This window comes from Paracoccus amoyensis (assembly GCF_014490725.1).
GTDB classification, from domain to species: domain Bacteria; phylum Pseudomonadota; class Alphaproteobacteria; order Rhodobacterales; family Rhodobacteraceae; genus Paracoccus; species Paracoccus amoyensis.
The window spans coordinates 486242-511611 of the sequence record NZ_JACOQL010000002.1; the positions used below are offsets into that span (position 1 = coordinate 486242).

At 60.8% G+C, this 25370-nt stretch carries 30 protein-coding genes and 1 pseudogene; 17 read left to right on the top strand and 14 right to left on the bottom strand.

Annotation, left to right across the window (positions count from 1 at the left end):
* Positions 1 to 39 precede the first annotated feature (39 nt).
* From H4P12_RS07230 to H4P12_RS07240, 3 genes are read left to right on the top strand one after another with little or no spacing between them, the layout of a single operon-like run.
* On the top strand, positions 40 to 558 hold the full coding sequence (locus H4P12_RS07230) for a MarR family winged helix-turn-helix transcriptional regulator (protein WP_187792985.1): 519 nt from the start codon (positions 40 to 42) through the stop codon (positions 556 to 558).
* Positions 559 to 567: 9 nt separating this feature from the next.
* The gene (locus H4P12_RS07235) at positions 568 to 1275 is read left to right on the top strand and encodes a response regulator (protein ID WP_187792986.1); all 708 of its coding nucleotides are present in this window, start codon (positions 568 to 570) and stop codon (positions 1273 to 1275) included.
* 41 nt (positions 1276 to 1316) lie between these two features.
* The gene (locus H4P12_RS07240; protein WP_187792987.1) at positions 1317 to 2138 is read left to right on the top strand and encodes a uracil-DNA glycosylase; all 822 of its coding nucleotides are present in this window, start codon (positions 1317 to 1319) and stop codon (positions 2136 to 2138) included.
* Here H4P12_RS07240 and H4P12_RS07245 read toward each other — a convergent pair.
* Entirely contained in the window at positions 2135 to 2920 is a 786-nt protein-coding gene (locus H4P12_RS07245; RefSeq protein WP_187792988.1) for a protein-disulfide reductase DsbD domain-containing protein, read from the bottom strand. The two genes, H4P12_RS07240 and H4P12_RS07245, sit on opposite strands and share 4 nt — an antisense overlap.
* 245 nt (positions 2921 to 3165) lie before the next feature.
* Here H4P12_RS07245 and H4P12_RS07250 point away from each other — a divergent pair, with 245 nt between their 5' ends.
* Positions 3166 to 3765: a YqgE/AlgH family protein gene (locus H4P12_RS07250; RefSeq protein ID WP_187792989.1), complete on the top strand. Its 600-nt coding sequence runs from the start codon at positions 3166 to 3168 to the stop codon at positions 3763 to 3765.
* A gap of 150 nt (positions 3766 to 3915) precedes the next feature.
* On the opposite strand, the gene map is transcribed toward H4P12_RS07250, so the two are convergent.
* Positions 3916 to 4713 (bottom strand): type I methionyl aminopeptidase, encoded by a 798-nt coding sequence (map, locus tag H4P12_RS07255; protein WP_187792990.1) that lies wholly within the window; start codon positions 4711 to 4713, stop codon positions 3916 to 3918.
* Between the two features lie 103 nt (positions 4714 to 4816).
* Here map and H4P12_RS07260 point away from each other — a divergent pair.
* Positions 4817 to 5556 (top strand): annotated as a pseudogene (locus H4P12_RS07260) (competence/damage-inducible protein A).
* Positions 5556 to 6266: a GNAT family N-acetyltransferase gene (locus H4P12_RS07265; RefSeq protein ID WP_187792991.1), complete on the top strand. Its 711-nt coding sequence runs from the start codon at positions 5556 to 5558 to the stop codon at positions 6264 to 6266. The pseudogene H4P12_RS07260 and the gene H4P12_RS07265 overlap by 1 nt, the downstream one beginning before the upstream one ends.
* A 33-nt stretch (positions 6267 to 6299) precedes the next feature.
* On the opposite strand, the gene kynA is transcribed toward H4P12_RS07265, so the two are convergent.
* The 4 genes from kynA to H4P12_RS07285 form a co-directional block, all read right to left on the bottom strand.
* Positions 6300 to 7121, bottom strand: coding sequence for a tryptophan 2,3-dioxygenase (kynA, locus tag H4P12_RS07270; protein ID WP_187792992.1), 822 nt, complete (start codon positions 7119 to 7121; stop codon positions 6300 to 6302).
* Positions 7111 to 7812, bottom strand: a complete 702-nt coding sequence (locus tag H4P12_RS07275) for a CbiX/SirB N-terminal domain-containing protein (protein ID WP_187792993.1) — start codon at positions 7810 to 7812, stop codon at positions 7111 to 7113. Before H4P12_RS07275 ends, kynA begins: the two co-directional genes overlap by 11 nt.
* A complete protein-coding gene (locus tag H4P12_RS07280; RefSeq protein WP_187792994.1) occupies positions 7812 to 8375 on the bottom strand; it encodes a DUF4202 domain-containing protein in 564 nt (187 codons plus the stop codon). Before H4P12_RS07280 ends, H4P12_RS07275 begins: the two co-directional genes overlap by 1 nt.
* Before the next feature lie 78 nt (positions 8376 to 8453).
* Positions 8454 to 8699, bottom strand: a complete 246-nt coding sequence (locus H4P12_RS07285; protein ID WP_187792995.1) for a hypothetical protein — start codon at positions 8697 to 8699, stop codon at positions 8454 to 8456.
* Positions 8700 to 8832: 133 nt separating this feature from the next.
* Here H4P12_RS07285 and H4P12_RS07290 point away from each other — a divergent pair, with 133 nt between their 5' ends.
* Complete coding sequence (locus H4P12_RS07290) at positions 8833 to 9378, top strand: NnrU family protein (RefSeq protein WP_343069784.1); 546 nt, start codon at positions 8833 to 8835, stop codon at positions 9376 to 9378.
* On the opposite strand, the gene H4P12_RS07295 is transcribed toward H4P12_RS07290, so the two are convergent.
* Positions 9375 to 10409: an NAD(P)/FAD-dependent oxidoreductase gene (locus H4P12_RS07295; protein ID WP_246449036.1), complete on the bottom strand. Its 1035-nt coding sequence runs from the start codon at positions 10407 to 10409 to the stop codon at positions 9375 to 9377. The two genes, H4P12_RS07290 and H4P12_RS07295, sit on opposite strands and share 4 nt — an antisense overlap.
* Before the next feature lie 28 nt (positions 10410 to 10437).
* Between H4P12_RS07295 and mnmC2 the strand changes: the two genes are divergently transcribed.
* Complete coding sequence (mnmC2, locus tag H4P12_RS07300; protein ID WP_187792997.1) at positions 10438 to 11109, top strand: tRNA (5-methylaminomethyl-2-thiouridine)(34)-methyltransferase MnmC2; 672 nt, start codon at positions 10438 to 10440, stop codon at positions 11107 to 11109.
* On the opposite strand, the gene H4P12_RS07305 is transcribed toward mnmC2, so the two are convergent.
* Genes H4P12_RS07305 through H4P12_RS07315 form a run of 3 tightly spaced genes read right to left on the bottom strand, consistent with a single transcriptional unit; the run spans position 11106 to position 13110 of the window.
* Positions 11106 to 11924, bottom strand: a complete 819-nt coding sequence (locus tag H4P12_RS07305; protein WP_187792998.1) for an alpha/beta fold hydrolase — start codon at positions 11922 to 11924, stop codon at positions 11106 to 11108. The genes mnmC2 and H4P12_RS07305 overlap by 4 nt on opposite strands.
* Positions 11925 to 11950: 26 nt before the next feature.
* Positions 11951 to 12676: a rhomboid family intramembrane serine protease gene (locus H4P12_RS07310; protein WP_187792999.1), complete on the bottom strand. Its 726-nt coding sequence runs from the start codon at positions 12674 to 12676 to the stop codon at positions 11951 to 11953.
* Positions 12677 to 12684: 8 nt separating this feature from the next.
* Positions 12685 to 13110: an META domain-containing protein gene (locus tag H4P12_RS07315; protein WP_187793000.1), complete on the bottom strand. Its 426-nt coding sequence runs from the start codon at positions 13108 to 13110 to the stop codon at positions 12685 to 12687.
* A 141-nt stretch (positions 13111 to 13251) separates the two neighbouring features.
* Here H4P12_RS07315 and H4P12_RS07320 point away from each other — a divergent pair, with 141 nt between their 5' ends.
* Entirely contained in the window at positions 13252 to 14520 is a 1269-nt protein-coding gene (locus H4P12_RS07320) for a 4-aminobutyrate--2-oxoglutarate transaminase (RefSeq protein WP_187793001.1), read from the top strand.
* Positions 14521 to 14569: 49 nt separating this feature from the next.
* On the opposite strand, the gene H4P12_RS07325 is transcribed toward H4P12_RS07320, so the two are convergent.
* A complete protein-coding gene (locus tag H4P12_RS07325; RefSeq protein WP_187793002.1) occupies positions 14570 to 15226 on the bottom strand; it encodes a VPLPA-CTERM sorting domain-containing protein in 657 nt (218 codons plus the stop codon).
* Between the two features lie 119 nt (positions 15227 to 15345).
* Entirely contained in the window at positions 15346 to 15777 is a 432-nt protein-coding gene (soxR, locus tag H4P12_RS07330; RefSeq protein WP_223115765.1) for a redox-sensitive transcriptional activator SoxR, read from the bottom strand.
* A 114-nt stretch (positions 15778 to 15891) separates the two neighbouring features.
* Between soxR and H4P12_RS07335 the strand changes: the two genes are divergently transcribed.
* The 4 genes from H4P12_RS07335 to H4P12_RS07350 are packed head-to-tail and all read left to right on the top strand — an operon-like array spanning position 15892 to position 19410.
* Positions 15892 to 16473, top strand: a complete 582-nt coding sequence (locus tag H4P12_RS07335) for an NADPH-dependent FMN reductase (RefSeq protein ID WP_187793004.1) — start codon at positions 15892 to 15894, stop codon at positions 16471 to 16473.
* Positions 16473 to 17672 carry an MFS transporter gene (locus tag H4P12_RS07340; protein ID WP_187793005.1) on the top strand — a complete coding sequence of 400 codons (1200 nt, stop codon included), beginning with the start codon at positions 16473 to 16475 and terminating at the stop codon, positions 17670 to 17672. Before H4P12_RS07335 ends, H4P12_RS07340 begins: the two co-directional genes overlap by 1 nt.
* Positions 17673 to 17701: 29 nt before the next feature.
* Positions 17702 to 18643, top strand: coding sequence for an ABC transporter ATP-binding protein (locus H4P12_RS07345; RefSeq protein ID WP_187793006.1), 942 nt, complete (start codon positions 17702 to 17704; stop codon positions 18641 to 18643).
* A 5-nt stretch (positions 18644 to 18648) separates the two neighbouring features.
* Entirely contained in the window at positions 18649 to 19410 is a 762-nt protein-coding gene (locus H4P12_RS07350; RefSeq protein ID WP_187793344.1) for an ABC transporter permease, read from the top strand.
* A gap of 88 nt (positions 19411 to 19498) precedes the next feature.
* Here the strand turns inward: H4P12_RS07350 and H4P12_RS07355 are convergent, their stop codons facing one another.
* Positions 19499 to 19903 carry a hypothetical protein gene (locus H4P12_RS07355; protein WP_187793007.1) on the bottom strand — a complete coding sequence of 135 codons (405 nt, stop codon included), beginning with the start codon at positions 19901 to 19903 and terminating at the stop codon, positions 19499 to 19501.
* A gap of 193 nt (positions 19904 to 20096) precedes the next feature.
* Complete coding sequence (locus H4P12_RS07360) at positions 20097 to 20576, bottom strand: hypothetical protein (protein WP_187793008.1); 480 nt, start codon at positions 20574 to 20576, stop codon at positions 20097 to 20099.
* 176 nt (positions 20577 to 20752) lie between these two features.
* On the opposite strand from H4P12_RS07360, the gene H4P12_RS07365 reads away from it, so the two are divergent.
* From H4P12_RS07365 to ettA, 4 genes are all read left to right on the top strand, one after another.
* A complete protein-coding gene (locus H4P12_RS07365; protein WP_187793009.1) occupies positions 20753 to 21274 on the top strand; it encodes an HdeD family acid-resistance protein in 522 nt (173 codons plus the stop codon).
* Positions 21275 to 21370: 96 nt separating this feature from the next.
* Entirely contained in the window at positions 21371 to 22735 is a 1365-nt protein-coding gene (gene rimO / locus H4P12_RS07370) for a 30S ribosomal protein S12 methylthiotransferase RimO (RefSeq protein WP_187793010.1), read from the top strand.
* Entirely contained in the window at positions 22732 to 23598 is an 867-nt protein-coding gene (locus H4P12_RS07375) for a sulfotransferase family protein (RefSeq protein ID WP_223115731.1), read from the top strand. Before rimO ends, H4P12_RS07375 begins: the two co-directional genes overlap by 4 nt.
* A gap of 57 nt (positions 23599 to 23655) precedes the next feature.
* Entirely contained in the window at positions 23656 to 25311 is a 1656-nt protein-coding gene (ettA, locus tag H4P12_RS07380) for an energy-dependent translational throttle protein EttA (RefSeq protein ID WP_187793011.1), read from the top strand.
* The last annotated feature ends 59 nt before the right edge of the window (positions 25312 to 25370 follow it).

Consider the following 25370-nt stretch of genomic DNA (forward strand, 5'->3'; position numbering starts at 1 on the left):
GCTGCCATATCAACTTGGCAGTTTGAAAGATGAGGGCAAATGGCCGAACAACTGCGTAGCCAGACCATGGTCGGTGAGGATCTTCTGTTCCTGACCGATGATCAGCTTCGTCGGGGGATCGAGGCGATGTTCTTTGCCTACCGGGCATTTACTGCCGATCCCGATCTGATTCTGGCCGATATTGATTACGGCCGGGCGCATCACCGGGCGGTGCATTTCATCCATCGCGATCCTGGACTGACGGTCACATCGCTGCTGGCGGTGTTGGGTGTGACCAAGCAATCGCTGAATCGTGTGCTGCGGACGCTGATTGACGATGGGCTGGTCGAAAGCCGCGTGGGCCGCAGGGATCGCCGCGAACGTCAGCTTTACCTGACTGACAAGGGAACCGCATTGGAACGTAAATTGTCAGAGGCGCAGCGGGCGCGGATGCGGGCGGCCTATCGCGCGGCAGGGCCGCAGGCCGTCGGCGGTTTTCGTCAGGTGCTGGAAGCGATGATGGACCCCGAGACGCGCTCGCAGTATCAGGCAATGAAGGACTTGCCCGAAGAACGTTGAGGATTGCCCATGAGCCTTCAGGACGCACATATCCTGATCGTCGATGATGATGAGCGCATTCGCGCATTGCTGGGGAAATTCCTCCGCAAGAACGGCTATATGGTCACCATCGCTGCGGATGCCGCGCGGGCCCGGCGGCTGCTGTCGGGGTTGGAGTTTGATCTGATCGTGCTGGACGTGATGATGCCGGGCGAAGACGGCGTGTCGCTGACCCGCGCGCTGCGTCAGAAGATCACCACGCCCATTCTGCTGCTGACCGCAAAGGGTGAGATCGAGGATCGCATCGCGGGACTTGAAAGCGGCGCCGACGATTATCTGACCAAGCCGTTCGAGCCGCGTGAATTACTGCTGCGGATCGGGGCGATCCTGCGCCGTGTCCCTGCGGTCGAGGCATCGCAACCCAAATTCCTGACCCTTGGCGTGCTGCGCTATGACATGGAAAAGGGTGAGCTGTGGCAGGATGACAGCTATGTTCGCCTGACCGGAACTGAACAGGCCCTGCTGCGCCGTTTGGCCGCCAGCCGGGGACAGCCTGTCAGCCGCGCCGACCTGATCGAGGATCTGGGGCGCGGCGGGGCCGGGGATGAGACGGAAAACTCGGAACGCGCCATCGACGTGCAGATCACCCGCCTGCGCCGCAAGATCGAAACCGACCCGAAAGAGCCGCGCTTTCTGCAGACCGTGCGCGGCACCGGATATATGCTGATGACCGACTAAGGCTTGCCGACAGGTCGGCCAGTCCTTAGCTTGCAGCGATCATGGAATCCAACCCGATATATCAGGGATTCGAGCTTGATGCCGAAACCGCCCTTGCCCTGCTGGAATGGCAGGTCGAAATGGGTGCGGATGAACCGATTCTGGAGGATGCGACGGACCGCTTTGAGCTGACTGCCAGCAAGCGCGTGGAACCCGCGCCTTTGCAAATGCAGGTGCAGCCTGCGGCGCCACCACCCGTCAGGGATGACAGCGCCCATCTGGATGCGCTGATCGCCGAGGCCGAGGCTTTGGCCGCCTCTGCGGATACGCTGGAGGCTTTGGCGGCGGTTCAGGAAGCCTATGACGGAATCGAGCTGAAAAAGGGTGCGCGGAACTTCTGCTTCGCGGATGGAAATCCCAAGGCGCGCCTGCTGCTCCTTGGCGAAGCGCCGGGCGATGAAGAGGATCGTCAGGGCCGCCCCTTTGTCGGGCGCGCGGGGCAGTTGCTGGACAAGATGTTCGACGCCATCGGACTGTCGCGCAGCGCCGTCGATGCCGAGAAGTCGTTGTATATCACGAATGTGCTGACATGGCGTCCGCCGGGTAACCGCGATCCAAGCCCTGATGAGATCGCGCTGAGCATGCCCTTTGTGCGCCGCCATATCGAACTGGCCGCACCCGATCTGATCGTGCTGATGGGGAATATCCCCTGTCAGGCGGCGCTTGGCCGCCGGGGCATCCTGCGCCTGCGTGGAACATGGACAGAAGCCTTTGGCCGTCCCGCATTACCGATGACGCATCCGGCCTATCTGCTGCGCAATCCGCCCGCGAAACGAGAGGCCTGGGCCGATCTGCTGTCACTGTCTGCGCGGCTGTCGGATTAGCTTTCGGGCTGGCATCCCTGAATCTCGGACGCGCCAGCCGGGCCGATCACCGTGATCCGTAAGCTGTCAGTGTCCAGCGGAAATGGGGCAGAGCTTTCGGGGACGAAATCGGCGACGGCGATCTGACCGCCTTCACTGTTTTCAATCACGGTTCCAGATACCCAGATATCGGGCTGATTGGTCAACTCGATTGCGGCAATCTCTATCTGATTGTCGGGCAGCGACACCTGAACCCGTATGCCATCGGATATATCCTGAACCCGACAGGACAGCAGCTGTTGGACGGGTTGCGGCACATCCAGCAGCACGGCTTCGATCATCGGATCGGGGCTGTCCGCCGGCTGATCGGCCCGCAGCGAAACATGCGCGGGCACGCAGATATTTTCGCACAGGCCGAAATCCATCTGCGCGGACAGGCCGACAGGTTTGCCCGCATCCTTCGGCGTTGCCGTGAAGGGCAGGACCAGCCGGTCGTGATAGCCCATCGTCAGAGAATCACCGGAACGGATTGCTTCTGGTGCGGGCCAGTGAAAGGTGACCTCGGCCAGATTGTCCGACCCGCTCCAATCGAAACTGGGGGGCAGGCCACTGTCGCCGGGGCTGCGCCAATAGGTTTTCCACCCCGGCTGCAGCGTCAGTTCGATCGCGGCGATCCGGTTTCCGTCGGCATCCGTCCAACCGGGCAGCATCCGCGCCGAGGTCAGGCCGGGGGGCATGTCCTGCGCAAATGCAGGCAGGGCAAGGGAAATGGCGGCGATCAGCGGAATTCCAGCGTGTTTCATACGATCTGCATAGCGATTGTGCAGCGCGGCATGAAGTCACAAACCCGCGTGGCCCTTGCAACATCTGCGCCGAGTGACGATGTTATCTGAAATGGGTCAGCATCATCACAGTGATATCACCAACCGCTTTTCGCTTTGCTGGCCGGCGCGCAAATCCGTCATTGGCATTCCACATAAGCCCGTCCGAGGTCTGTCAGCCATGTCCGGTGGCGCGATAAAAAATTTTTCCGGCCAAGGAGGTCAGGATGAGCAGTGATAACGAAAAGAACCTTACCGCAACGGATGGCAACCTGACCGGGAAAATCCTGATCGCGATGCCGGGCATGGCCGATCCGCGGTTCGAACGCTCGGTCGTGCTGATCTGTGCGCATTCGGACGATGGGGCGATGGGCCTTGTCCTGAACCGTCCGCTGCCCGAGGTCGATTTCGGTGATCTGCTGGCGCAGTTGGGGATCGAAGCCGATGACAGCATCCGCACCATCGAGGTGCGCTTTGGTGGCCCGGTCGAACCGGGACGCGGCTTTGTGCTGCACAAGGTGCCGGAACATGGCGACGATCCCGAAGGTCGGGTCCGCATTGGTCGTTCGCTGGCCATGACGACGACCCGCGACATTCTGGAAGATCTGGCCAATGGTGCAGGCCCGGAAGCCGCTGTTCTGGCGCTTGGTTATGCCGGTTGGGGGCCGGGGCAGCTGGAAAATGAATTGCTGCAAAACGGCTGGCTGACCGGCGAAAGCGCCGATGAATTGATTTTTGGCGATAGCGATCAGGACAAATGGTCCCACGCACTGACCGTGCAGGGGATCAATCCGTCCGTATTGTCAGGCGCGGCAGGGCGGGCATAGGTTCCGCTTCTGCTCCTGTCTTCTCTGGCGCTTTCTCGGCGACGTCATGGTATGAGCTTTCGCGACATAGCATAAGTCGTTCTATGGATGATCCGGCTGGGCAGCCGCCCAATGGGCGGATGTGCCATGTGCATGCGAGGGTGTCAGGATTTATCCCAGATCGGGAAAGAACTTGTCGGACGGGGTGAAAATCTCGAACCCGTTCGCGGTCACGCCGATGGAATGTTCGAACTGTGCCGACAGCGACCGGTCGCGGGTGACGGCGGTCCAGTCATCGGCAAGAATCTTCGTTTCGGGGCGGCCAAGATTGATCATCGGTTCGATGGTGAAGAACATGCCTTCTTCCAGCACCGGACCTTTGCCGCTGCGACCGAAATGCAGGACGTTTGGCGGGGCGTGAAATACACGGCCAAGCCCGTGGCCGCAAAAGTCGCGAACGACCGACATGCGGTGCCCTTCGGCATAGGTCTGAATCGCCGCGCCGATATCGCCAAAGGTCGCGCCCGGACGAACCGCCTCGATCCCCTTCATCAGGCTGTCATAGGTCACCTGAATCAGTCGTTGTGCCTTTACCGGGGCCTTGCCCGCGACATACATGCGGCTGGTATCACCATACCAGCCATCAACGATCACGGTCACGTCGATGTTCAGAATGTCGCCGTTGTTCAGGGTCTTTTCGCTTGGGATACCATGACAGACGACATGGTTCACGCTGATACAGCTTGAGTGCTGATAGCCGCGATAACCGATCGTGGCCGAGGTCGAGCCAAGCTCTTCCACGCGGCGCTGAATGAACTCGTCCAACGCGCCGGTCGTGACGCCCGGCCGCACCATGGGGCCAACCTCATCCAGGATCTGCGACGCGATGGCCCCCGCTTTGCGCATGCCGGCAAAATCTTCGGCTGCATGGATGCGGATGCCTTCTTTGGTCAACTGGCTGTGGTTCATCGTGCTTCCTTTCGTCTGCCGCATAGATAGTATCCAAAGCCCACTTGTTCCAGCCCTGTGCGCAGGCGTAGAACTTGGGCCAGGTTACAAGAAAGGGCAGGCGATGCAGTCAGACAATCCGACAGCGGCAATTCTGGTGATCGGGGATGAGATCCTTTCGGGCCGCACACGCGAAGGCAATGCCCATCATCTGGCGCAGGTGCTCAGCGCGACGGGCTTTGATTTGCGTGAAATCCGGGTGGTATCTGACGATCAGGATCAAATCGTTGCGGCGGTGCGCGCCTTGGACAGCAGCCTTGGCGGCGCATACGATTTGCTGTTTACCAGCGGGGGGATCGGGCCGACGCATGACGATATCACCGCCGATGCCGTCGCCGCAGCCCATGGCACCACGGTCGAGGTGAATGACGATGCCCGCGCCATGCTACAGGCCGCTGCGACCGCATGGGAACCCAGCTGACGCCCAATCGCCTGCGCATGGCCCGTATTCCGGTGGGGGCCAAGCTGATCCTGAACGCTGTATCATCAGCGCCCGGCTTTTCCATCGGCAACACGCATGTCATGGCGGGCGTGCCCGAAGTCTTTCGCGGCATGGTCGACTGGCTGATCCCACAATTGGCCGCCGGGCGCCCGGTGCAGTCGCAATCGGTCGAGGTGCGGCGCGGCGAAAGCGACGTGGCCGAGGAATTGAAGGCCATCGCGGCCGAGTTTCCTGACCTGTCGCTTGGCTCTTACCCCTTCAACGATGGCAATGTCTGGGGCACGAACCTTGTCGTGCGTGGGCTTGATGCGGATCGCGTGGCCACGGCGATGGGCGTGTTGAAACAACGGTTGGCACTGTGATGGACGCCGCCCTTGCCGAAGCGTTTGAAGCCACCTGGCCCGCTGCCGAATATGCCGATGCGGGTGGATTTCGCGTTGGCCGCGGTCTGGGCGCGGGCGGTCGGGTCAGTTCGGGGCGGGTGATCGGCCCGTGGACGGCTGAGGATATCGCAGGGGTTGAAGATATCAGCCATGGCTGGGGCCAGCCGGCGATGTTCCGGGTTCTGGATGATGACGCCCGGCTTGCGGCGGCTTTGCAGCAGGCGGGCTATCGCGCTGAAACACCCACGATGATCATGTCAGCGGCTTTGGACGGGCTGACGGATCTGCCGATCCCGCCGGTCACGACATTTTCCGTCTGGCCACCTTTGGCGATACAGCGCGAAATCTGGAGTGCTGGCAATATCGACCCGGCCCGGCAGGCGGTCCTCGACCGTGTCGCCGTGCCCAAAACATCCATTCTTGGCCGCACCGATGACCGCGCTGCGGGGGCAGGCTTTGTTGCGATGGCCAATCAGGTCGCCATGGTCCACGCGGTCGAGGTGCGGGCGGAATGGCGCCGCCGCGGTCTGGCAGGATGGATGATGCGCGAGGCCGCATTCTGGGCGCGTGACAATGGCGCCACCCGCATGGGGCTGGCGGTGACGCGGGGCAATACCGGCGCAATCGCCGCCTATCACGACCTCGGGTTTCAGGAGGTCGCCGGCTATCGCTATTATACGCGCGGCTAGCGGCGTTGTTGCATGGGCAGCCAGGTTGCTGCCCTACAGTTCTGTCCGCAATTCCCACAGATCGGGGAACAGCACGACATCCAGCATCTTGCGCAGATAGTTGACGCCCGATGTCCCACCCGAGCCGCGCTTGAAGCCGATAATGCGTTCGACCGTGGTGACGTGGTTGAAACGCCAGCGGCGGAAGTAATCCTCGAAATCGACCAGCTTTTCGGCAAGCTCGTAAAGCTCCCAATACCGGCGCGGATCGCGATAGACTTCGGCCCATGCGGCGCGTGCCATGGGATCGGGGTGGTGGGGTTCATCCAGCTTTTCGCGTGCGGGCACGTCAAAACCTGCCGCACGCAGACGTCCGGTGACGGTATCGTAAAGCGAAGGGCGCGTCACCTCGGCCTGCAGCGGGGCGGCCAGTTCGCTGCGATGTTCGTGCGGGCGCAGCATCGCCATGTTGCGATTGCCCGCGACAAATTCGATCATCCGGTATTGATAGGACTGAAACCCGCTGCTTTCGCCAAGGCTTTCGCGAAATTCGGTATATTCGCTGGGCGTCATGGTGCGCAGAACGTCCCATGCGGAATTCAACTGCTCCATGATGCGGGCCACGCGGGTCAGCATCTTGAAGGCCGGTTGCAGGTCACCCGACGCGATATGGTCCCGCGCGGCCGTCATTTCGTGCAAGGCCAGCTTCAGCCACAGTTCCGAAGTTTGGTGCTGTATGATGAACAGCAATTCGTCATGCGCCTGCGACTGCGGATGCTGCGCGTTCAGGATCTGATCCAGCCCCAGATAATCGCCATAGGACATGCGACCCTGAAACGACATCTGCGCACCTTCCTTGGACGGATCATAGGTCATTGCGGCTGTCCTTGTTTGCGGCATTGCGGATGGCGGCAGCTATCAGGCCGGGCACCTCGGGCGCAAGCCCGATAGGGTCCAGCCGCGGTCCCGTGAAGTCCGCCTGATCCAACGCGGCCGGCAAATCGTCGGTCACATGTTCGGCGCGTAACGCGAAAAACGGCAGGCTGACCGCCTGGGTCAGTCCGCGCGCTGCATCGGCGATGAAGGGGGCCTGTTCCACAAAGCCTGTCACGACATCTGCGAAATGCGGGGCAATCCGTGCGGCAATATCCGTGGTGATGGTAAAGCTGGCCTGCGAGCGTTGAGAGCCATGGGCCGTCAACAGCAAAGTTGTTTCACCGGGACGCCAGCCACAAGAAGCAGCCGCCTGATGCGCTTTTGCGACGATCAGCGCGGGCAGACCGGCATCGGTGCCAAAGGGGCGCATGACCCGTGCGCCCTTGGTCCCCGTCTGGGCCAGCCTGCGCGGCAATTCGCTGCGCGTGAACCAGCCTTCAGCCATGAACATGGGATAGATCAGACTGTCGTCATCGGCAGCCCTCGCCAAAGCACCGGGCATCGCCAGCGTCGCGCCGACAACCTCGCAGCCGGGGTTCTGGTCCATGACTGCGGCCGCCAATTCCTCGATGGCCTGTTGCTGCGGGGCAGGATCACCCGGCTGACCGTGTGACACGATGACGGCACGCATCAATCGCGGAAATATTGGGCGAAAGCTTCGGGCATGGGAAATTCTTCCAATACGCGGGCGCGACCCTCGACAGACATCTTGCGGGCGGTTTTTTCGATGATGCGGGGCATTTTCTCATCCGGCTGTTCGGCCATGAAATCGCCCAGATACCAGCGGATGAAAACGAAGCAGATGATATCCTCCAGCGCCTGAACCTCGGGGTCGCGCTTGATCCCCTGTTTGGTCAGCATCCTGCGCGCCTCGTCGATCTCGGCCGTGCCGTAGCCTGCATCCGCCATGATGCCCGCAATCCGCTCGGCATGGCGGCGCCCTTGTTCGACGCGCCATTGCAGATAGCCCGCGCGGTCCATCGGATAGGCGTCGCGCCGCAGCTTCCAGCGTTCGATATGCTGCCCGCGAGAGGCGATGCGCAACACGTCCGATGCATCCGGGAACAGCCGTTCCTGTTCCTGGGTCATGCGCTGCCCGTAAAGCAGGGCGGCGGGCTGGCCGTCCTGTGACGTGGGATCCTGGGCATTGGCCTGGTCGATGGCGCTGAAAACGTCGTCCAGTTTTGCTGTCATGGCGATCTCCTGCTGCGGCTATTTCATCGGTTCGCGGGCGTGATCGCAAGCGTAAACAGGGGGCGACATGCGAGGGTGTCAGATATCGCCGAAAGCACGTTGATATTCTGAGCAACGCTCGGCGATCTGATCTGCGATGCGGACATCGTCATCGGACAGCCCGCCTGCCTCGGCTGTCGACCGGACGGGCGTCTGGTCGCTGTGGCGCTTCACCTCGTATCCGCGATCAATCTGGTTCGGCTGGCCAACCTCGTCCCCGACCAGTGGCCCGTCACTCAGGTCCGCGATCCGCTGGCGTTCGTGCGGCAAACGGGCTGTCCTCATCGGCAGTCAGAAAGCCGGGCGTGTTGGAAGTCGTCGTTATATCGCCTGTCATCCTGATTGGTTTGATTGACTTTGTCGCATCGTCTGATGAACGGTCATCTTCGCTAATGTGCGGCAGGAGGCAAGCACGGCCGTGACCGATTTTCATTCCGACATCATCACCGACTGGGACGAATATGTCTTTGCATGGGCGTGTTTTCTGGGCGCGCATGTCATCCCTGCGGCCAAGGGGCCGCGCGGTTGGCTGATCGGCCATCTGGGCCGCCGTGGCTATCTGGCGGCATTCAGTGCCGTGTCGGTCGTGTTGTTGTTATGGCTGGTCGGGGCTGCGGGGCGTGCGCCCCATGTGCCGCTGTGGGACAGCGGGTTGGCGGGGCGATGGCTGGTCAATCTGGCGATGCCGGTGGCGATCCTGTGTGGATGTCTGGCCGCTGGTCTGTCCGGTCTGGTGCTGGCTTTTGCGATATGGGCCGGGGCGCATCTGGTGGCAAACGGTGATCTGGCGCATGTGCTGTTATTTGGCGGGATGCTGGCCTTTGCGCTGACAGGATTGGCGCGGTCCGGTGTGCCGCGAAGCATGCGGATAACCCTGATGCGCGTGGTCGTTGCATTTGGCTTGTGGTCGATGCTGATCTGGCTGCACCCGCATGTGATCGGGGCATCGCCGCTGCCGCATTAGCGCAGGCGAAATTCCTCGGGGATTTTATCTTGGCCCTTCAGGATCAGATCGGCCATGACCTGCGCGATTTTCGGCGCCATGCCAAAGCCGATCTTGAAGCCGCCATTCACCACGAAGTTGCCATCATGCCCCGGCCATGCGCCCAACAGGGGCGCACGCGACTTGGCGCGAGGCCGGGCCCCGGCCCAACGGTCGATCACAGGGGCGTTGCCAAGCGCAGGACAGATCAGGCGGGCGCGGGCAACGATCTGGTCAAGCTGATCGTCAACGCTCAAATCCGTGAAACTGTTTTCCGAGGTCGAACCGATGGCGATCGTGCCATCGGCATGCGGCACGATATGCAGCGCATCTGCGAACAATTGTGGCGCATTCGGCGCGTCAAAGCGCAACAGGGCCGATTGGCCCTTCACCCCTTTGCCGATATTGCGGTTCAGGTCTTGTGACAGAGCCAGCAACCCCGGCGTTCCCGTAGCCCACAGCACCGGCCCGGCAATGTCACCGGGGTGCAACCGCTGCCCCTCAATAAGCTGACCGCCCGTGCTGCGGATAGCCGCAACCAAAGCTGCCAGCGCCGCGCGGGGCGCAATTCGCGCGGTCAGGCCATCTTCAAGCCACAGGCCGGTTGGGCTTTCGGGACGCAGCGGGCTGTCGGGGTGTTGCGTCAGCCGCATCTGCATGGTCGCGGGCCAGCGCCCTGCGGCGCCCGCGATCCGTTCGCGCAGTCGCTCTGCTGTTGCCATATCAGGAACGGGCTGCAAGCGGCCGGTGCGGGCATAGCCGGGCGACACCCCGCCCGCAGTCGCCACCCCGGCCCAAAAATCTTCGCCCGCCAGCAGGCTGTCCAGCTGAAACGCTTTTTTCGGGTTCCAGTTTTCCGGCGCATGCGGGGCCAATGCGCCGACATGCCCGCCGGATGAACCGGCACCGATGCGATCCGCCTCGATCACCGTGACCTCGGCACCGCACCGCGCCATTTCCCATGCACAGGACAGGCCCAGAATGCCGCCGCCGACGATCGTAACGCTTGTCAAACCCGGTGCCTTTCCCCTAGCTGCCTGCATGAGCGAACTAACCGATCATCGCGGCGTGAACCAGCCGCAGTTGGAATGGCGCGACGGGGGGATTCCCGTCTCGACCCGTTTTGACGATCCTTATTTCAGTCTTGCAGGGGGGCTGGAGGAAACGCGGCACGTGTTTCTTCAGGGGAATGATCTGCCTGCTCGGCTGCGTCCGGGGTTTCACGTTGCCGAACTGGGATTTGGCACCGGGCTGAACTGCCTGGCGCTGGCACAGGTGGCGACGCGGCCCGTGGTCATGACCAGTTTCGAGGCCTTCCCGATGAGCCGGGCGCAACTAGAACAGGCGCATGCCGCGTTTCCCGAACTGGCGACACTTGCGGCACAGCTTCGCGACGGGTGGGGCGGGGCGAAGATACAGGTGGGGCAGGTGCAGTTGCACCTTCGGATCGGGGATGTGGCCGAAACGCTGCCTGTCTGGGATGGACGCGCGGATGCGTGGTTTCTTGATGGCTTCTCACCCGCGAAAAACCCCGAAATGTGGAATGAAACAATCATGGCGCAGGTGGGGAACCACACCGCCTCGGGCGGCACATTTGCGACCTATACGGCAGCCGGGGGGGTGCGTCGGGCGCTGGATTCTGCCGGGTTCGACGTCGAACGCCGCCCCGGCTTTGGCCGCAAGCGCCATATGAGCGTGGGCATTTTACGCTAAGCCCGCGCGATCTGGTCCAAGACAGCCGCGACGATGGCTTCCGGCCTGTCTTCCTGCACCAGATGACCCGCATGCGGGACCGCGATGCAGGGCCGGTCGGAAATCAGCGCGGCCAGCGCCTGTCCCTTGGCATAGGGGATCCATTCATCCTCTTGCCCCCACAGCACTGTGACCGGGCAATCCATGCGGGCATAAAGCCCCTGCACCCTGTCCGTGTATCGTTGATCCATCTGCGCAATCTGGCGATAGAAAGCGGGTTGGCCGACCGGGCCAAGCCAGGGCGTGCTGTAAATCGCCAACGCCTCCTCGGACAGCGGATTATGTGCTGCCGTTTGCAGATAGGCACGCAACAGAGCGCGGTGCATGTAATCGGGCATTCCTGCGAACGCCTGTTCATGCTGGCGGACATGCCGGACAAAGGGCGACCCCCACGGGGCCAGCGCGACTGCGTCGAAAATCGTCAGCGAGCCATATCGCAAACCGTTCAGGTAATAGCCGCGCAATGCCGTCGCGCCGCCGAAATCATGGGCCAGAATATCGGGCCGGGTCAGGCCCCATTCCGCGAACAACTCTGCCAGGACCTTGTTCTGCACCCCAAGCGAGACATCCTGCCCGTTCCGCATTTCCGACTGCCCATAGCCTGCCAGATCGAAATAATAGACCGTCCGGTAGGGGGCCAGATGCGGCACGATCCGACGCCACACCTGCGAAGAAAACGGCGTGCCGTGGATTGCGACCAACGGCGGGCCATCGCCGGTCTTTCCCCATCTGATCGCATTTCCTTCGATTGCGGCGGTATGGAGAAGGTCAAGCATGGGGAAGCTCGTTTCTGCCGGTCAGGTTAATGCCGTGTGACACGGGGCACGCGGCTGGGCGTATAAACCGTGCCGGGATGGGGTGGGTGCCCGTGCGTGCGCTGCCAGAAGGTCGGCCCGCCCAGACGCAGGAAGCGCGGAAAGGCCAGCACAACGCCCGCAACGAATCCGCCGATATGCGCCCAATAGGCCACGCCGCCTTCATCGCCCGGGACCGAGAATCCACCAAAGATCTGGATGCCCAGCCACAGTGCAAGCACGATCCATGCGGGCAGGGTGAAGACCTTGAAGAGGATGATGAAGATGGCAACGATATCCACCCGCGCCTTTGGGAACAGCAGCAGATAGCCCCCCATCACCCCGGCAATCGCGCCCGAAGCGCCGACCATCGGAACGGGGGAATTGGGATCCGTCATGATCTGTGCGCCCGCAGCGGCCAAGCCAGCCGCCAGATAGAACAGCAGAAATCCGAAATGCCCCATCTGCTCTTCCAGATTATCCCCGAAGATATACAGGAACAGTAGATTGCCCCCGATATGCAGCAGTCCTGCATGCAGGAACATGTGGGTCAGCACGCCCCACAACATTTCGCCATTAGTGACGGCAACCGGAAACAGCGCCAGCCGATACCACAGCATCTCGCCCCCGATCGCGGGCAGCGTCAGGATATACATCGCGATATTCACCACGATCAGCCCATAGGTGACATAGGGCGTTTGCAGCGACGGATTGTGATCGCGGATCGGAAACATTCAGGGCGTCATTCTTGGCCGGGTTGCAGGCGAAGCCGCTCTTTTCCCTCGGTGTCGATCAGGGCAATGCCGCCCTTGTCCGACAGGGAACGATAGCTGGTCACCGACTGCAGTGCCGTGGCAAAGCGCGCATCACCGGCCGCGCGGGCAGGCTCAAGACAGGCCATGCGCGTCTGGCTGACGCCGATGATGGTAAGTGCGCCATTTGTTTCGGTGATCTGGCCGCCATACATGTTACACGGACCCTTGCCGCTGACGCGGTGATCTTCGCCAATCTGCATGGTGGTGCCCGAAGGGGCGGAATTGCCGTCAATGCTGACCACAAGATAATTGCCGACGGGGGGCTTTCCGGCGCTGCCCGTCCCGTTTGCCGCACAGGCTGACATCAGGCTTAGCGCCGCCAAAGTGATGATTGTATTGCGATAACGCAGCATCGGTTTTCCCCTGTTCTTCTGATATACATTCACCTGTGCCGACCCGTTTCGCAAGACGAACCGTCGTGAAGTGCAATCCTCCCCCTGTTCCCGCCGATTTTGCCGCGCTAGTGTCTGGGGCGAACGCTTATGGAGGTTTCGATGACCAGCCTGACCGACCGCAAGAACGCCGCCATTTCACGCGGCGTCGGTATGACCACACAGATTTACGCGGATCGCGCGGAAAATTCCGAAATCTGGGACAAAGACGGCAACCGCTATATCGACTTTGCCGCTGGAATCGCCGTGGTGAATACCGGTCACCGGCACCCCAAGGTGATGGATGCGGTCAAGGCCCAACTGGACCGGTTCACCCATACCTGCCATCAGGTCGTGCCCTATGAAAACTATGTCGAACTGGCTGAACGCCTGAACAACCTTGTTCCCGGCGATTTTCCGAAAAAGACGATCTTTGCCACAACTGGGGCCGAAGCCGTGGAAAACGCCGTCAAGATCGCGCGTTATTACACCGGGCGTCCGGGGATCGTCAGCTTTGCCGGCGGCTTCCATGGCCGGACCTTCATGGGCATGTCGCTGACCGGCAAGGTTCAGCCCTACAAGGCCGGTTTCGGCGCGATGATGCCCGATGTCTGGCACCTGCCTTTCCCGAACCCGCTGCATGGCGTGACGGTGGAAGACGCGCTGAAAGCCCTGGAGCGGTTGTTCAAATCCGATCTGGAGCCAGAGCGCGTTGCTGCGATCATTGTCGAACCGGTGCAGGGCGAAGGCGGCTTCTACGAAGTTCCGGCGGGCTTCATGGAAAAACTGCGCGGCCTTTGCGACAAATACGGCATGTTGCTGATTGCGGACGAGGTGCAGACAGGCTTTGCCCGCACCGGCAAGCTGTTCGCGATGGAACATCATGGCGTCGCAGCCGACCTGACCACGATGGCCAAGGGGCTGGGCGGCGGCTTTCCGATCAGCGCCGTGACGGGCCGGGCCGAGGTGATGGATGCGCCGAACCCCGGTGGTCTGGGCGGCACCTATGCGGGCAATCCGCTGGGCGTCGCGGCCGCCCATGCCGTTCTGGACGTGATCGAGGAAGAAGACCTGTGCGAACGTGCCACCCGTCTGGGTCAGCGCCTGAAACAGCGTTTGGCAGGCGCGCGCGACCAGGTGCCGGAAATCATGGACATCCGCGGCCCCGGTTTCATGAACGCGGTCGAATTCAACATCGCCGACACGGACACGCCCAACCCCGAATTTGCAGGGCGCGTGCGGGAAGAGGCGCTGAAACGCGGTCTGATCCTGCTGACCTGCGGGGTTTACGGCAATGTCATCCGCTTCCTTGCCCCGATCACCATTCCCGATGCCGTGTTTGAAGAGGCAATGGACATTCTGGACGAAAGCCTGCTGGCGGCCCGCCGCTAAGGCTGAACTTTGCGGCGGGCCTGCTGAACGGGCCCGTCGCAAACCATATCTATGTTATCCGGCGTTTCTTTCGCAGCATCGCCGCACCCGTCAGTGCCCCGATCAGCAAGATGCCACTGGCAGGCAGGGGAATGGGGGCCAGCGAAACGGATTCCGCGCGAAAGCTGGCATATTGCCCCGTAGCGGTGCCGTTGAAGCTGAACATGACGGTGGAAAGCGGATTGTTCAGAAACGCGTCGACATCGGCAAAACTGGCCGGTGTGCCAGAGCCGGGTGGCCCATAGACGCTGAAATTGCCGGCAAAGGTGCAGCCCAGCGACACACAATCCCCGGCCGGCAGACTGACCGAGATGCTGGAAAAATCGCCGTTGCTAAAGCGTGCCCGCTGATCGAAGCCAAAGATCGTGGTGCTGCTGCTGTCCAAGGATGCCGTCAGCCCCCCGATCGCGGCTGATGCCCCCGCATAAGCCGGATTGAGGGGCGTTGGCAAACCAACGCCTGTCGTGGGATCGCCGTCCGCGTCCAGCGCGGTCGCATCAAGAAGGAAGCTGATGGTTCCTATCGTGCCGACAGCTGGTAGCACAAAGCCATTTTCCGGGGTGTCGATGCTCTCGACAACCTGAACGTTGAATGTGTAGGTCGCGGCAACTGCCTGCGTCGCGCAAAGCGACAGGGCAGCAATCGCGGTAAGTTTGCAGAGATACATTGTGACCCTCCGAACGTTATGAAAATAACTGCATCCAGACCGAGGTCCGATCGCCAGAGAAGGTCTCGGTCCGGGTCAATATATCACGGGCGTCGTGATTGACCTAAGACAGGTTTGCTTTACGGGTCATTCGCTTCCAGCCCTGCGGCCCCCGGCCCTTGGGCCGCCGCTTCGTCGCCGGGGTTGAACATCTGGCATAACTCATGCGACAGACAGCCGCAGCGGATGCAGCCGCTGAGCCGGTCGCGGACCAGTTCCAACGTCCTGATGCGACGGTTCAGATCGTCGTGCCACGCCACGGATATGCGCTGCCATTCCTGCTGGTCCAGCGCCTTTCCTGTCAGAGCGGGGCGCAGGGCCTGACGGATTTCGGTCAGCGGTATTCCTGCGCGTTGGCCTGCCTTGATGATCGCCAGAATGCGCAGGCTGGCACGGGAATAGCGTCGGTGATTGGCAGCATTGCGGGTCGAATGCAGCAATCCCTGGCGTTCGTAAAAATGTATCGCAGAGACCGCGATACCGCTGCGTTCAGACAGGGCGCCGACGGACATGGTCAAGGGTGGTGAGTAAATGTCGCTGTTTTTGCTTGGCATTTTCCTCTTGTCCTCAACTATGGTTAAGGGCCTAGGGTCGCAGGCCGGATAAGAATTGGCAAGGAGCAGGCAATGGCGAATGGCAAGCGGATCGGGTTGGTTCTGGGATCCATCCGCGAGGGGCGCATAAATGACCGGGTCGCGGCGTGGACGATTGCGCAATTGCGCTCTCATGGCTTTCAGGTCGATGTCATCGACCCCGCCGACCCGGACCTTCTGCCGGTCCAGGTCCATGATGCAGCCGCCATCGCCCGCCTGCGCGACCGCATGGCTGAGCTTGAGGGCTATGTCATCGTCACCCCCGAATACAATCACGCCGAACCGGGCTGGCTGAAGACGCTGATTGACGCCGTCACATCTGAATGGTGGACGCGCCCGGTTGGTATCGTCAGCTATGGCGGCGTTTCCGGTGGATTGCGGGCGACAGAATCGCTGCGGGCGGTTTTCGGGGAATTGCACGCCGTCGTTCTGCGCGACACGATCAGTTTCTATTCGCCTTGGCGCAAGATGGATGAGCAGGGAACGATCCTTGATCCGGTCGAGGCCGATGCCGCTGAAGCCGCGATGGCAATCTTTGCCCATCGTCTGCGCTGGTGGGTCGATGCGCTGGCCGATGCGCGGATCGCCCGGCCCTATACCCCCGAGGCTGGCTGATGGACCGGTTGCTGCGCGACCCGCGGGCATGGGGCCTGATGTTGGCGGCGACGCTGACCATCATGTCCAACGCCACCATTACGCCGGCCTTGCCGGGGCTTCAGGCACGCTTTGCCGATGATCCCAATGCCGATGTGCTGACCCGCCTGCTGATCACCGCGCCGTCGCTGATGGTTGCGATCATTGCCCCGTTTGCCGGGGTGCTGACAGATCGTCTTGGGCGCAGGAAGCCGCTGTTGGCGGGCTTGCTGATCTATGCGCTGGCCGGGACGGCGGGCCTGTATCTGAATTCCCTGCAAGCCATCCTTGTCAGCCGTCTGATCCTTGGCATCGGCGTGGCCTTTGTCATGACCGCACAGGCCGCGCTGATCGGCGATTATTTTCAAGGCCCGGTGCGTGGCCGCCTGATGGGCTATCAGATCGCCGCGACGAATATCGGCGGGCTGATGTTCGTGACCGGGGCGGGCTATCTTGCCGCAATAGATCCGACCTGGCCCTTTATCATCTATGGGCTGGCGCTTGTGATGCTGCCGTTTCTGTGGGTGACATTGCCGGAACCAACCGCCGCGATGACCGGACATGACCCGTCAGCAGACAATCCCGGTCAGTCAGAGAGGGGCTGGCAGGTCACGGTGACGATCATGGCGATTGCTGCTGCGCTGACCTTCGTGGTCTTTTACGCGGTCCCGACCCAGCTTCCCTATCACCTGCGCGGCCTTGGCATGCGTGATCCGCAAAATGCCGGTGTGGCGATGGCGTCGATGATGTTTGCGGCGGCGATCACCTCTGTCGTGTCGGGGTGGATAAGACCCTGGCTGGGCCGGGTCGGCACACCGGTGACGGGTTATCTGCTGATGGCAGCGGGCTTTGGCACGGTGGCTGCGGGGCATACGCTGGGCCTGGAGATGCTTGGCATGGCGCTGATCGGGGCCGGTATCGGCATGTGCATGCCGACCTTCATCACCACGGCGCTGAATGTCACCCCGGCCCGGCATCGCGGGCTTGTCTCCGGTCTGGTGACGGCGGCAATTTTTCTGGGCCAGTTTCTGTCACCTCTGGCAAGTCAGCCGCTTGTCACCCATTTGGGATATTCCGGTGGGTTTTATGTCGGTGCGGTTGGTTACGTCATTCTGGCGATCCTGCTGATTCTGATCCTGCGGCGAAAGCCCCGGCAGGATCAGGTCGTCCGCACAACCTGACAGGCGCGCTATCAAAAAAGGAAATGGGCATGACCGGCATCATCGAGGTCGAGAACCTCTCGAAGCAATATGGCAGTGGCACCAAGGCGCTCAGCGACGTGTCCCTGTCGATCAACGAAGGAGAGATCATTGCCCTGCTTGGCCCCAATGGTGCGGGCAAGACGACGCTGATCTCGATCATCTGTGGTTTGGTTGTCCCGACCGGCGGCACGGTTCGCGTGGGCGGTCATGACATCCGCACCGACTGGCGCGCGGCCCGTAAGCTGATCGGGTTGGTGCCGCAGGAAATCACGCTGGAGCCGTTTGAAACGGTGATGAACTGCGTGCGGTTCACGCGCGGTCTTTATGGCGAAGGGCCTGACGACGCCTATATCGAACAGATCCTGCGCAGCCTGTCGCTGTGGGACAAACGTGACGCGGCCACGAAAGAACTGTCGGGCGGGATGAAGCGCCGCGTTCTGATCGCCAAGGCTTTGGCCCACCGCCCGAAAATTCTGTTTCTGGATGAACCCACGGCGGGCGTCGATGTCGCTCTGCGTCGCGGCATGTGGCAGGTCGTCGAAGAACTGCGCCGCGAAGGCGTGACCATCATCCTGACCACGCATTATCTGGAAGAGGCCGAAGCGATGGCCGATCGCGTCGGCGTCATCAACAAGGGCCAATTGCTGCTGGTCAAACCAACCGCCGAGCTGATGGGGGAATTCGGCAAGAAGACCCTGACCATCGAACTGGATCAGCCGCTGACGCTGATCCCTGATGAACTGACCGGCCGCAATCTGCGCCTGACGGCGGATGGGCGTTCGCTGTGCTATGAATATGACACCCGGGCAGAGCGCACCGGCATTGCCCGTCTGCTGGGTGATCTGGCCGAACTGGGCATCACCGTGCGCGACGTGTCGACGCAGCAGTCGAACCTGGAAGAAATCTTTATGTCGCTGGTGTCCGAACCGCGACAGGAGGAAAGCGCATGACCGCGATCAACTGGCCCGGCGTCCGGGCGATTTTCCATCACGAAATGTCGCGCTTTTTCCGCACGATCATGCAGTCGCTGCTGTCGCCGGTCATTTCGACCGTGCTGTATTTCGTGGTCTTTGGCGCGGCCATCGGGGGCCGGATCGAATCCGTCGATGGGGTCGCCTATGGCGCGTTCATCGTGCCCGGCCTGATGATGCTGACGGTGTTGCAGCAATCGGTCAGCAATGCCAGTTTCGGCATCTATTTCCCGAAATTCAGCGGCACGATCTATGAATACCTCGTCTCGCCCGTCGGCTGGATCGAGGTGACGATGGGCTTTGTCGGGGCCGCAGCCGCCAAGGCCATCCTGATCGCGCTGGTGATCCTGTTGACCAGCTTCTATTTCGTCGGCGTCCACATCCTGCATCCGTTCTGGATGCTGGCCTTTCTGGTCCTGACGTCGCTGGGCTTTTCGCTGCTGGGCTTTATCATCGGGCTATGGGCAAAATCGTTCGAACAATTGCAGATCGTGCCGATGATGGTCATTACCCCGCTGGTTTTCCTGGGCGGCGCTTTTTATTCGGCCAGCATGCTGCCGCCCTTCTGGGAGGCTGTGGCAAAGCTGAACCCGGTTCTGTATCTGGTATCGGGTTTCCGCTGGTCGTTCTTTGGCGTGGCGGACGTGCCGGTTGGCGTGTCGCTGGTCGCGGTTGGCATCATGATCGCGGTCTGCATGGCGATCATTCGCTGGATCTTTGCGACGGGCTGGCGCTTGCGCGAATGAAGCGCGCAACCCGGCCGCTACAAACTGATACAAAAAAAGGGCGGACCCGGATGGTCCGCCCTTTTTTATATAGTTGAGTGGCGTGGTTTTATGCCTTGCGCGTGGCCAGCTTTTTCCAGATGACCGCGCCCAGCATGGCCGTGCCCAGCAGGGCCCCCGCAGCGGGCACCGGAACCGGTGCCGGCATCTCGGTCGCGTCATTGACCAATGTCATCGTGCTGGTGCCATAGGTCGGGTAAAACGTCACATAGACCTTTTCCATCACCTTGCCGAAATCGATGGTCAGCGAAGACCCGCTCTTGTAATAGGACAGGTTCCATTCGCCAGCGGCGGTCCCGCACCAAGCGCAGGTCTGGACCGTGCTCCACTGAACCGAGCCACCTGCAGCATAGCTGTAATAAGGGGTCGCGGTGATCGACGCGAAGCTGAATTCGGCTTTTGAGACGCCGGACAGTTCCAGCGTCAGGGGGGTGTTTTGTGTAAGCGTTGCCATAAGAACAGACCGATGAGTTAAAAAGCAACTTCTTACGGGCTGTCAGCGCCCAGGTCATCACTTACGCGGCGTCACAATATCAATTTATCAATTTGATACAAAACGTAAAATCGTGCGGGCGACAATGGCTGTGCAGGACGTCTTTTTTGCGCCCATCCGCGGCGGTTGAAACGCCGAATCACTGGTGCCATTCCTAACGCCGGGCGCGCGGCCGAATGCTGTCGCAAATGCGGGTTTGCGGGTCCAGGCGGACATATTCCTGTGCGCTAATGACGGTCATGTCCAGCGATCGGCTCCATCCCCCGAACCAGCGATCACGGATGCCATTACGGTAATAGCTGCCCATGATCTGATCCACATAAGGCGGAATGATCGAGGTGTTGGGAATCCGCGGCGCATGAAAACCAACCCGCGCACCCGGCCCAAGACAGGCGTTGCGCATGGTGATAAGCATGGTGCAGGCAGAACGGCAATAGCCCCTGATCCGCACGGTTTTGCCCGAATTTTCCAGACGCGACCGGGTTTGCGTCATCTCGATCACATTGCCGCCGCGATCATTCATCACGTCGATGAATCGACCCCGCTCGACAATTTTTGCCTGCGCTGCAGAGGTCAGCAGCAGCGCCAGCACGACGGGCAAAAGCGGGGCAAGGTATCGGACAGCTTTGATCATGCGATCAATCTGCGTGATTGTGATGCCAAGGAAAAGCCACGGCTGCGTGATGAAATGGGCAAGACACCAATATGTTACACATCATCTTTTTTCTTACCCCATCCAGATCAAGGTCCATGCGGCCGACGCGCCTATGTGAGAGTATTTGTTTATGCTAATCAAAGGAGCATGAACAAATGTCGAGCCGAATTCTTTGGATTATCATGGGCGTGATTGCGATCATCGCCGGTATTTTTGCGCTGGCCAATCCGCTGGCCGCGACACTGACCGCCGAACAATTGGCGGGCTGGGCCTTTCTGATCGTCGGCATCCTTGACCTGATCGCCACCTTTCGCAGTTCGGACGAAGGCAAGATCTGGGGTATCTTGCTGGGGATTGCCTATATCATTCTGGGCATCGCGTTGCTGGCCAATCCGTTCCAGGGGATTATCGCACTTACCGTCATGGTCGGCGTGATATTACTGGTTTCCGGCGTGACCAAGCTGATCTGGTCATTCGGACTGCGTGGTACCAATTCGTTCTGGCTGGTGCTGCTCAGCGGTCTTCTGTCCTTGCTGCTGGCGATCATGATCTTTGGGAACTTCCCGGCAGCCGCGCTTAGCATTCTGGGCATTCTGCTGGCGATCGAACTGATCTCTAGCGGTGTGTCGATGATCGCCTTGTCCTCGGTCGTCGCGGCCGACCGTCGCGCATACTGACGTCAGACGATCCAGCGGGCGGCATCTGTCGCCCGTTTGGCCAGCATATGAAGGCTTCCCTTGCTTTTGCGCAGGGCTGAACCTAGTTACGCCAGCATGAGTCTGAACCCGCCCATCATCCGCCCCGATCTAGCCCGCGCCACGATCCCCCGGGAACGCCGCGAGGGACAGCCCACCATTGGCATGGTCAGCCTTGGCTGCCCGAAAGCGCTGGTTGACAGTGAACGCATCCTGACGCGCCTGCGTGCCGAGGGTTATGCGATCAGCCCCGATTATGCGGGCGCGGACGCGGTGATCGTGAACACCTGCGGTTTTCTGGACAGCGCCAAGGCGGAAAGCCTGCAGGCGATTGGCGAGGCGCTGCAGGAAAACGGCCGCGTGATCGTCACCGGCTGTCTGGGGGCAGAGCCTGAATATATCACCGGTGCGCATCCCAAGGTTCTGGCCGTCACCGGCCCGCATCAATACGAATCCGTGCTGGATGCCGTGCATGATGCGGCGCCGCCCAGCCCCGACCCGTTTATCGACCTGCTGCCTGCCACCGGGGTCAGCCTGACGCCCCGCCATTACAGCTATCTGAAGATTTCCGAGGGCTGTAACCACAAGTGCAAATTCTGCATTATCCCCGACATGCGCGGCAAACTGGTCAGCCGTCCAGCCCATGCCATTGTGCGAGAGGCGGAAAAGCTGGTTCAGGCCGGGGTCAAGGAATTGCTGATCATCAGTCAGGATACCAGCGCTTATGGCGTTGACCGAAAGTTTGAAACCGAACGCGGCCATCGCGCCCATATCACCGATCTGGCGCGTGATCTGGGGTCCTTGGAGGCGTGGGTGCGTCTGCACTATGTCTATCCCTATCCGCATGTGCGCGATCTGATCCCGCTGATGGCGGATGGCCTGATCCTGCCCTATCTGGATATCCCGTTTCAGCATGCCCATCCCGATACGCTGAAGCGCATGGCGCGGCCCGCAGCGGCTGCCCGAACGCTGGACGAAATCGCAGCTTGGCGCGCGGTTTGCCCCGACATCTCGTTGCGCTCGACCTTCATCGTGGGCTATCCCGGCGAAACCGAGGCAGAGTTTCAGACCCTGCTGGACTGGCTGGACGAGGCGCAACTGGACCGCGTCGGGGCGTTCCAATACGAAAACGTCGCCGGTGCCCGCGCCAATGACCTGCCCGACCACGTCGCCCCCGACGTCAAGCAGGATCGCTTTGACCGCTTCATGGAAAAGGCACAGGCCATTTCCGAAGCCAAGCTGGCAGCAAAGGTTGGCCAGCGGATCGAGGTGATCGTGGATGAGGTGGACGCAGACGGTGCCACCTGCCGGACCAAGGCCGATGCCCCGGAAATCGACGGAAACCTGTTCATCGACGAGGGGTTCGAGGTGCTGAAGCCCGGCGATATCGTCACCGTCACCGTGGATGAGGCGGGCGAATACGACCTTTGGGGTCGTCTTTGATTACCATCAGCCCCGCATTCGATCCTGCGGGGCTGCCACGCAAACCGGCGGCCCTGTGCATCGGGGCGCAGAAGGCCGGGACATCCTGGCTGGCGCAGATGCTGGGCCAGCATCCACAAGTCTGGATACCGCCCTTTAAAGAGGTGCAGTTTTTCAACCATCGCTTCATTTCGGGCCATCGCAAATGGATCGGTTGGCACTATCGCAACAAGCCACAGGAAATCCGTCAGCGTCACCAGCGCCGCAATGTGCCGATGCCGCCGGAACTGGACGATTATCTGAACGCGATCACCAGCGGCCAGATGTTTCATAACCAATGGTATAAGCGCGTCTTTGCCCCGGCCCCCGAAGGCGCGATGCCATTGGACTTTACCCCCGAATATTCCGCCCTGCCGGATGAGGGGGTTGATTTCGTTCGCCAGTTTCTCCCCAAGGCGAAGATCATCTACCTGATCCGTCACCCGGTTGACCGCACGATTTCTCAGCTGCGGATGAACTTGCTGCGCGAACAGCGTCGCCTGAATACCGATGCCGACTGGCTGGCCGAACTGGATAACCCCGTCCTTTATGAGCGTGGCGATTACGCCACCTATCTGCCGCGCTGGCAGGGACGCTTTCCCGATATGTTGGTTATCCCCTTTGGCCGCATTGCCGGCGATCCGGCAGGCGTCATGCGACAGGTCGAGGATTATCTGGGCATCGAGCCGCAAAGCTATCACGACCTGACGGAAAAGGTTTTCGCCAATCCCGAAGGCCATCAGCCCCCGGCCGCGGCAATCGCCGCGCTAAAGCAGCGGCTTCAGCCGCAGATGGACTTTCTGATCCGCAATTTGGGGGCAGATTTCGCGTCACAGACACGCTGACCTTTTCTCTGACCCGGCAATCGCCTACATAGCGTCCAACATTTGCAGGAGATTCCCATGGCGTCCTATCAGTTCGTCTACCACATGGACGGCGTGTCCAAGACCTATCCCGGCGGCAAGAAGGTCTTTGAAAATATCCGCCTGAACTTTCTTCCGGGCGTCAAGATCGGCGTCGTGGGCGTCAACGGTGCCGGTAAATCGACACTGCTGAAGGTCATGGCCGGTCTGGACAAGGATTTCTCGGGCGAGGCGTGGGCCGCAAAGGGCGCCACCGTCGGCTATCTGCCGCAAGAGCCATATCTTGATCCGGCGTTGGACGTGCGCGGCAACGTGATGCTGGGCGTGGCGGCCAAAAAGGCCAAGCTTGACCGGTATAACGAACTGGCGATGAACTATTCGGATGAAACCGCCGAAGAAATGGCCGCCCTGCAGGATGAGATCGACGCCGAAAACCTGTGGGATCTGGACAGCCAGATCGACGTCGCGATGGAGGCCCTGCGTTGCCCGCCTGACGATGCCGATGTCGAAACTCTGTCGGGCGGCGAACGCCGCCGTGTCGCGTTGTGCAAGCTGTTGTTGGAACAGCCAGACATGCTGCTGCTGGACGAACCGACCAACCACCTTGACGCCGAAACCATCGCCTGGCTTCAAAAGCACCTGATTGAATATCCGGGCACAATCCTGATTGTGACCCACGACCGTTACTTCCTTGACGATATCACCAGTTGGATTCTTGAGTTGGAGCGAGGCCGCGGCTTGCCGCATGAGGGGAACTATTCCTCATGGCTGGAAGCCAAGGCCAAGCGCGTCGCCCAGGAAGCGCGCGAGGACAAGTCCAAGCAAAAGGTCATGGAAAAGGAACTGGAATGGATTCGCGCCGGTGCCAAGGCCCGTCAGGCCAAGCAAAAGGCCCGGATCAACGCCTATAATGAAATGGCCAACAAGACCGAAAGGGAACGGATCACCAACGCCCAGATCATCATTCCCAACGGCGAACGCCTTGGCGGCAAGGTGATCGCGGTCGAGGGGCTGAAAAAGGCCATGGGTGACAAGCTGCTAATCGAGGATCTGGACTTTGCCCTGCCCCCGGGCGGGATCGTCGGTGTCATCGGTCCGAACGGCGCAGGTAAATCGACCCTGTTCCGCATGCTGACCGGGAATGAGCAGCCCGACGAAGGCAGCATCACCCTGGGCGATACGGTGCAACTGTCTTACGTTGACCAGTCGCGCGATGCGTTGGATGGCAACAAGACCGTGTGGGAGGAAATCAGCGGTGGTGCCGAACTGATCGCTTTGGGCGACGCCACGATGAACAGTCGTGCCTATGCCTCGGCGTTCAACTTCAAGGGGTCCGACCAGCAGAAAAAGGTCGGCCAACTGTCCGGCGGTGAACGGAACCGTGTCCATTTGGCCAAGCTGTTGAAATCGGGCGGTAACGTGCTGCTGCTGGACGAACCGACCAACGATCTGGACGTGGAAACCCTGCAGGCGCTGGAAGCCGCGCTGGAGGACTTCGCCGGTTGCGCGGTCATCATCAGCCACGACCGCTTCTTCCTTGACCGTCTGTGCACGCATATCCTTGCGTTCGAAGGCGACGCCCATGTCGAATGGTTCGAAGGCAACTTCGAAGCCTATGAAGAAGACAAGGTGCGCCGTCTGGGCCCGGACAGCATCGAGCCGAAGCGCGTGAAGTATAAGAAATTTACGCGGTAATTTGGCACATTCGCCCAAATCTAATATGCCAGCGATGGTGATCCATCGCTGGCATATCG

What these genes read in the sequence shown, in the direction of transcription:
- H4P12_RS07250 (WP_187792989.1), top strand. Translation starts at nt 3,166, where the DNA reads ATGAGCAGTGATAACGAAAAGAACCTTACCGCAACGGATGGCAACCTG.
- H4P12_RS07240 (WP_187792987.1), top strand. Translation starts at nt 1,317, where the DNA reads ATGGAATCCAACCCGATATATCAGGGATTCGAGCTTGATGCCGAAACC.
- H4P12_RS07355 (WP_187793007.1), bottom strand. Translation starts at nt 19,903, where the DNA reads ATGGCAACGCTTACACAAAACACCCCCCTGACGCTGGAACTGTCCGGC.
- H4P12_RS07315 (WP_187793000.1), bottom strand. Translation starts at nt 13,110, where the DNA reads ATGCTGCGTTATCGCAATACAATCATCACTTTGGCGGCGCTAAGCCTG.
- H4P12_RS07230 (WP_187792985.1), top strand. Translation starts at nt 40, where the DNA reads ATGGCCGAACAACTGCGTAGCCAGACCATGGTCGGTGAGGATCTTCTG.
- H4P12_RS07365 (WP_187793009.1), top strand. Translation starts at nt 20,753, where the DNA reads ATGTCGAGCCGAATTCTTTGGATTATCATGGGCGTGATTGCGATCATC.
- H4P12_RS07360 (WP_187793008.1), bottom strand. Translation starts at nt 20,576, where the DNA reads ATGATCAAAGCTGTCCGATACCTTGCCCCGCTTTTGCCCGTCGTGCTG.
- H4P12_RS07310 (WP_187792999.1), bottom strand. Translation starts at nt 12,676, where the DNA reads ATGTTTCCGATCCGCGATCACAATCCGTCGCTGCAAACGCCCTATGTC.
- H4P12_RS07245 (WP_187792988.1), bottom strand. Translation starts at nt 2,920, where the DNA reads ATGAAACACGCTGGAATTCCGCTGATCGCCGCCATTTCCCTTGCCCTG.
- mnmC2 (WP_187792997.1), top strand. Translation starts at nt 10,438, where the DNA reads ATGAGCGAACTAACCGATCATCGCGGCGTGAACCAGCCGCAGTTGGAA.
- soxR (WP_223115765.1), bottom strand. Translation starts at nt 15,777, where the DNA reads ATGTCCGTCGGCGCCCTGTCTGAACGCAGCGGTATCGCGGTCTCTGCG.
- H4P12_RS07325 (WP_187793002.1), bottom strand. Translation starts at nt 15,226, where the DNA reads ATGTATCTCTGCAAACTTACCGCGATTGCTGCCCTGTCGCTTTGCGCG.
- ettA (WP_187793011.1), top strand. Translation starts at nt 23,656, where the DNA reads ATGGCGTCCTATCAGTTCGTCTACCACATGGACGGCGTGTCCAAGACC.
- H4P12_RS07265 (WP_187792991.1), top strand. Translation starts at nt 5,556, where the DNA reads ATGGACGCCGCCCTTGCCGAAGCGTTTGAAGCCACCTGGCCCGCTGCC.
- H4P12_RS07340 (WP_187793005.1), top strand. Translation starts at nt 16,473, where the DNA reads ATGGACCGGTTGCTGCGCGACCCGCGGGCATGGGGCCTGATGTTGGCG.
- H4P12_RS07335 (WP_187793004.1), top strand. Translation starts at nt 15,892, where the DNA reads ATGGCGAATGGCAAGCGGATCGGGTTGGTTCTGGGATCCATCCGCGAG.
- H4P12_RS07285 (WP_187792995.1), bottom strand. Translation starts at nt 8,699, where the DNA reads ATGAGGACAGCCCGTTTGCCGCACGAACGCCAGCGGATCGCGGACCTG.
- H4P12_RS07345 (WP_187793006.1), top strand. Translation starts at nt 17,702, where the DNA reads ATGACCGGCATCATCGAGGTCGAGAACCTCTCGAAGCAATATGGCAGT.
- H4P12_RS07320 (WP_187793001.1), top strand. Translation starts at nt 13,252, where the DNA reads ATGACCAGCCTGACCGACCGCAAGAACGCCGCCATTTCACGCGGCGTC.
- H4P12_RS07305 (WP_187792998.1), bottom strand. Translation starts at nt 11,924, where the DNA reads ATGCTTGACCTTCTCCATACCGCCGCAATCGAAGGAAATGCGATCAGA.
- H4P12_RS07235 (WP_187792986.1), top strand. Translation starts at nt 568, where the DNA reads ATGAGCCTTCAGGACGCACATATCCTGATCGTCGATGATGATGAGCGC.
- H4P12_RS07275 (WP_187792993.1), bottom strand. Translation starts at nt 7,812, where the DNA reads ATGCGTGCCGTCATCGTGTCACACGGTCAGCCGGGTGATCCTGCCCCG.
- map (WP_187792990.1), bottom strand. Translation starts at nt 4,713, where the DNA reads ATGAACCACAGCCAGTTGACCAAAGAAGGCATCCGCATCCATGCAGCC.
- H4P12_RS07280 (WP_187792994.1), bottom strand. Translation starts at nt 8,375, where the DNA reads ATGACAGCAAAACTGGACGACGTTTTCAGCGCCATCGACCAGGCCAAT.
- kynA (WP_187792992.1), bottom strand. Translation starts at nt 7,121, where the DNA reads ATGACCTATGATCCGTCCAAGGAAGGTGCGCAGATGTCGTTTCAGGGT.
- rimO (WP_187793010.1), top strand. Translation starts at nt 21,371, where the DNA reads ATGAGTCTGAACCCGCCCATCATCCGCCCCGATCTAGCCCGCGCCACG.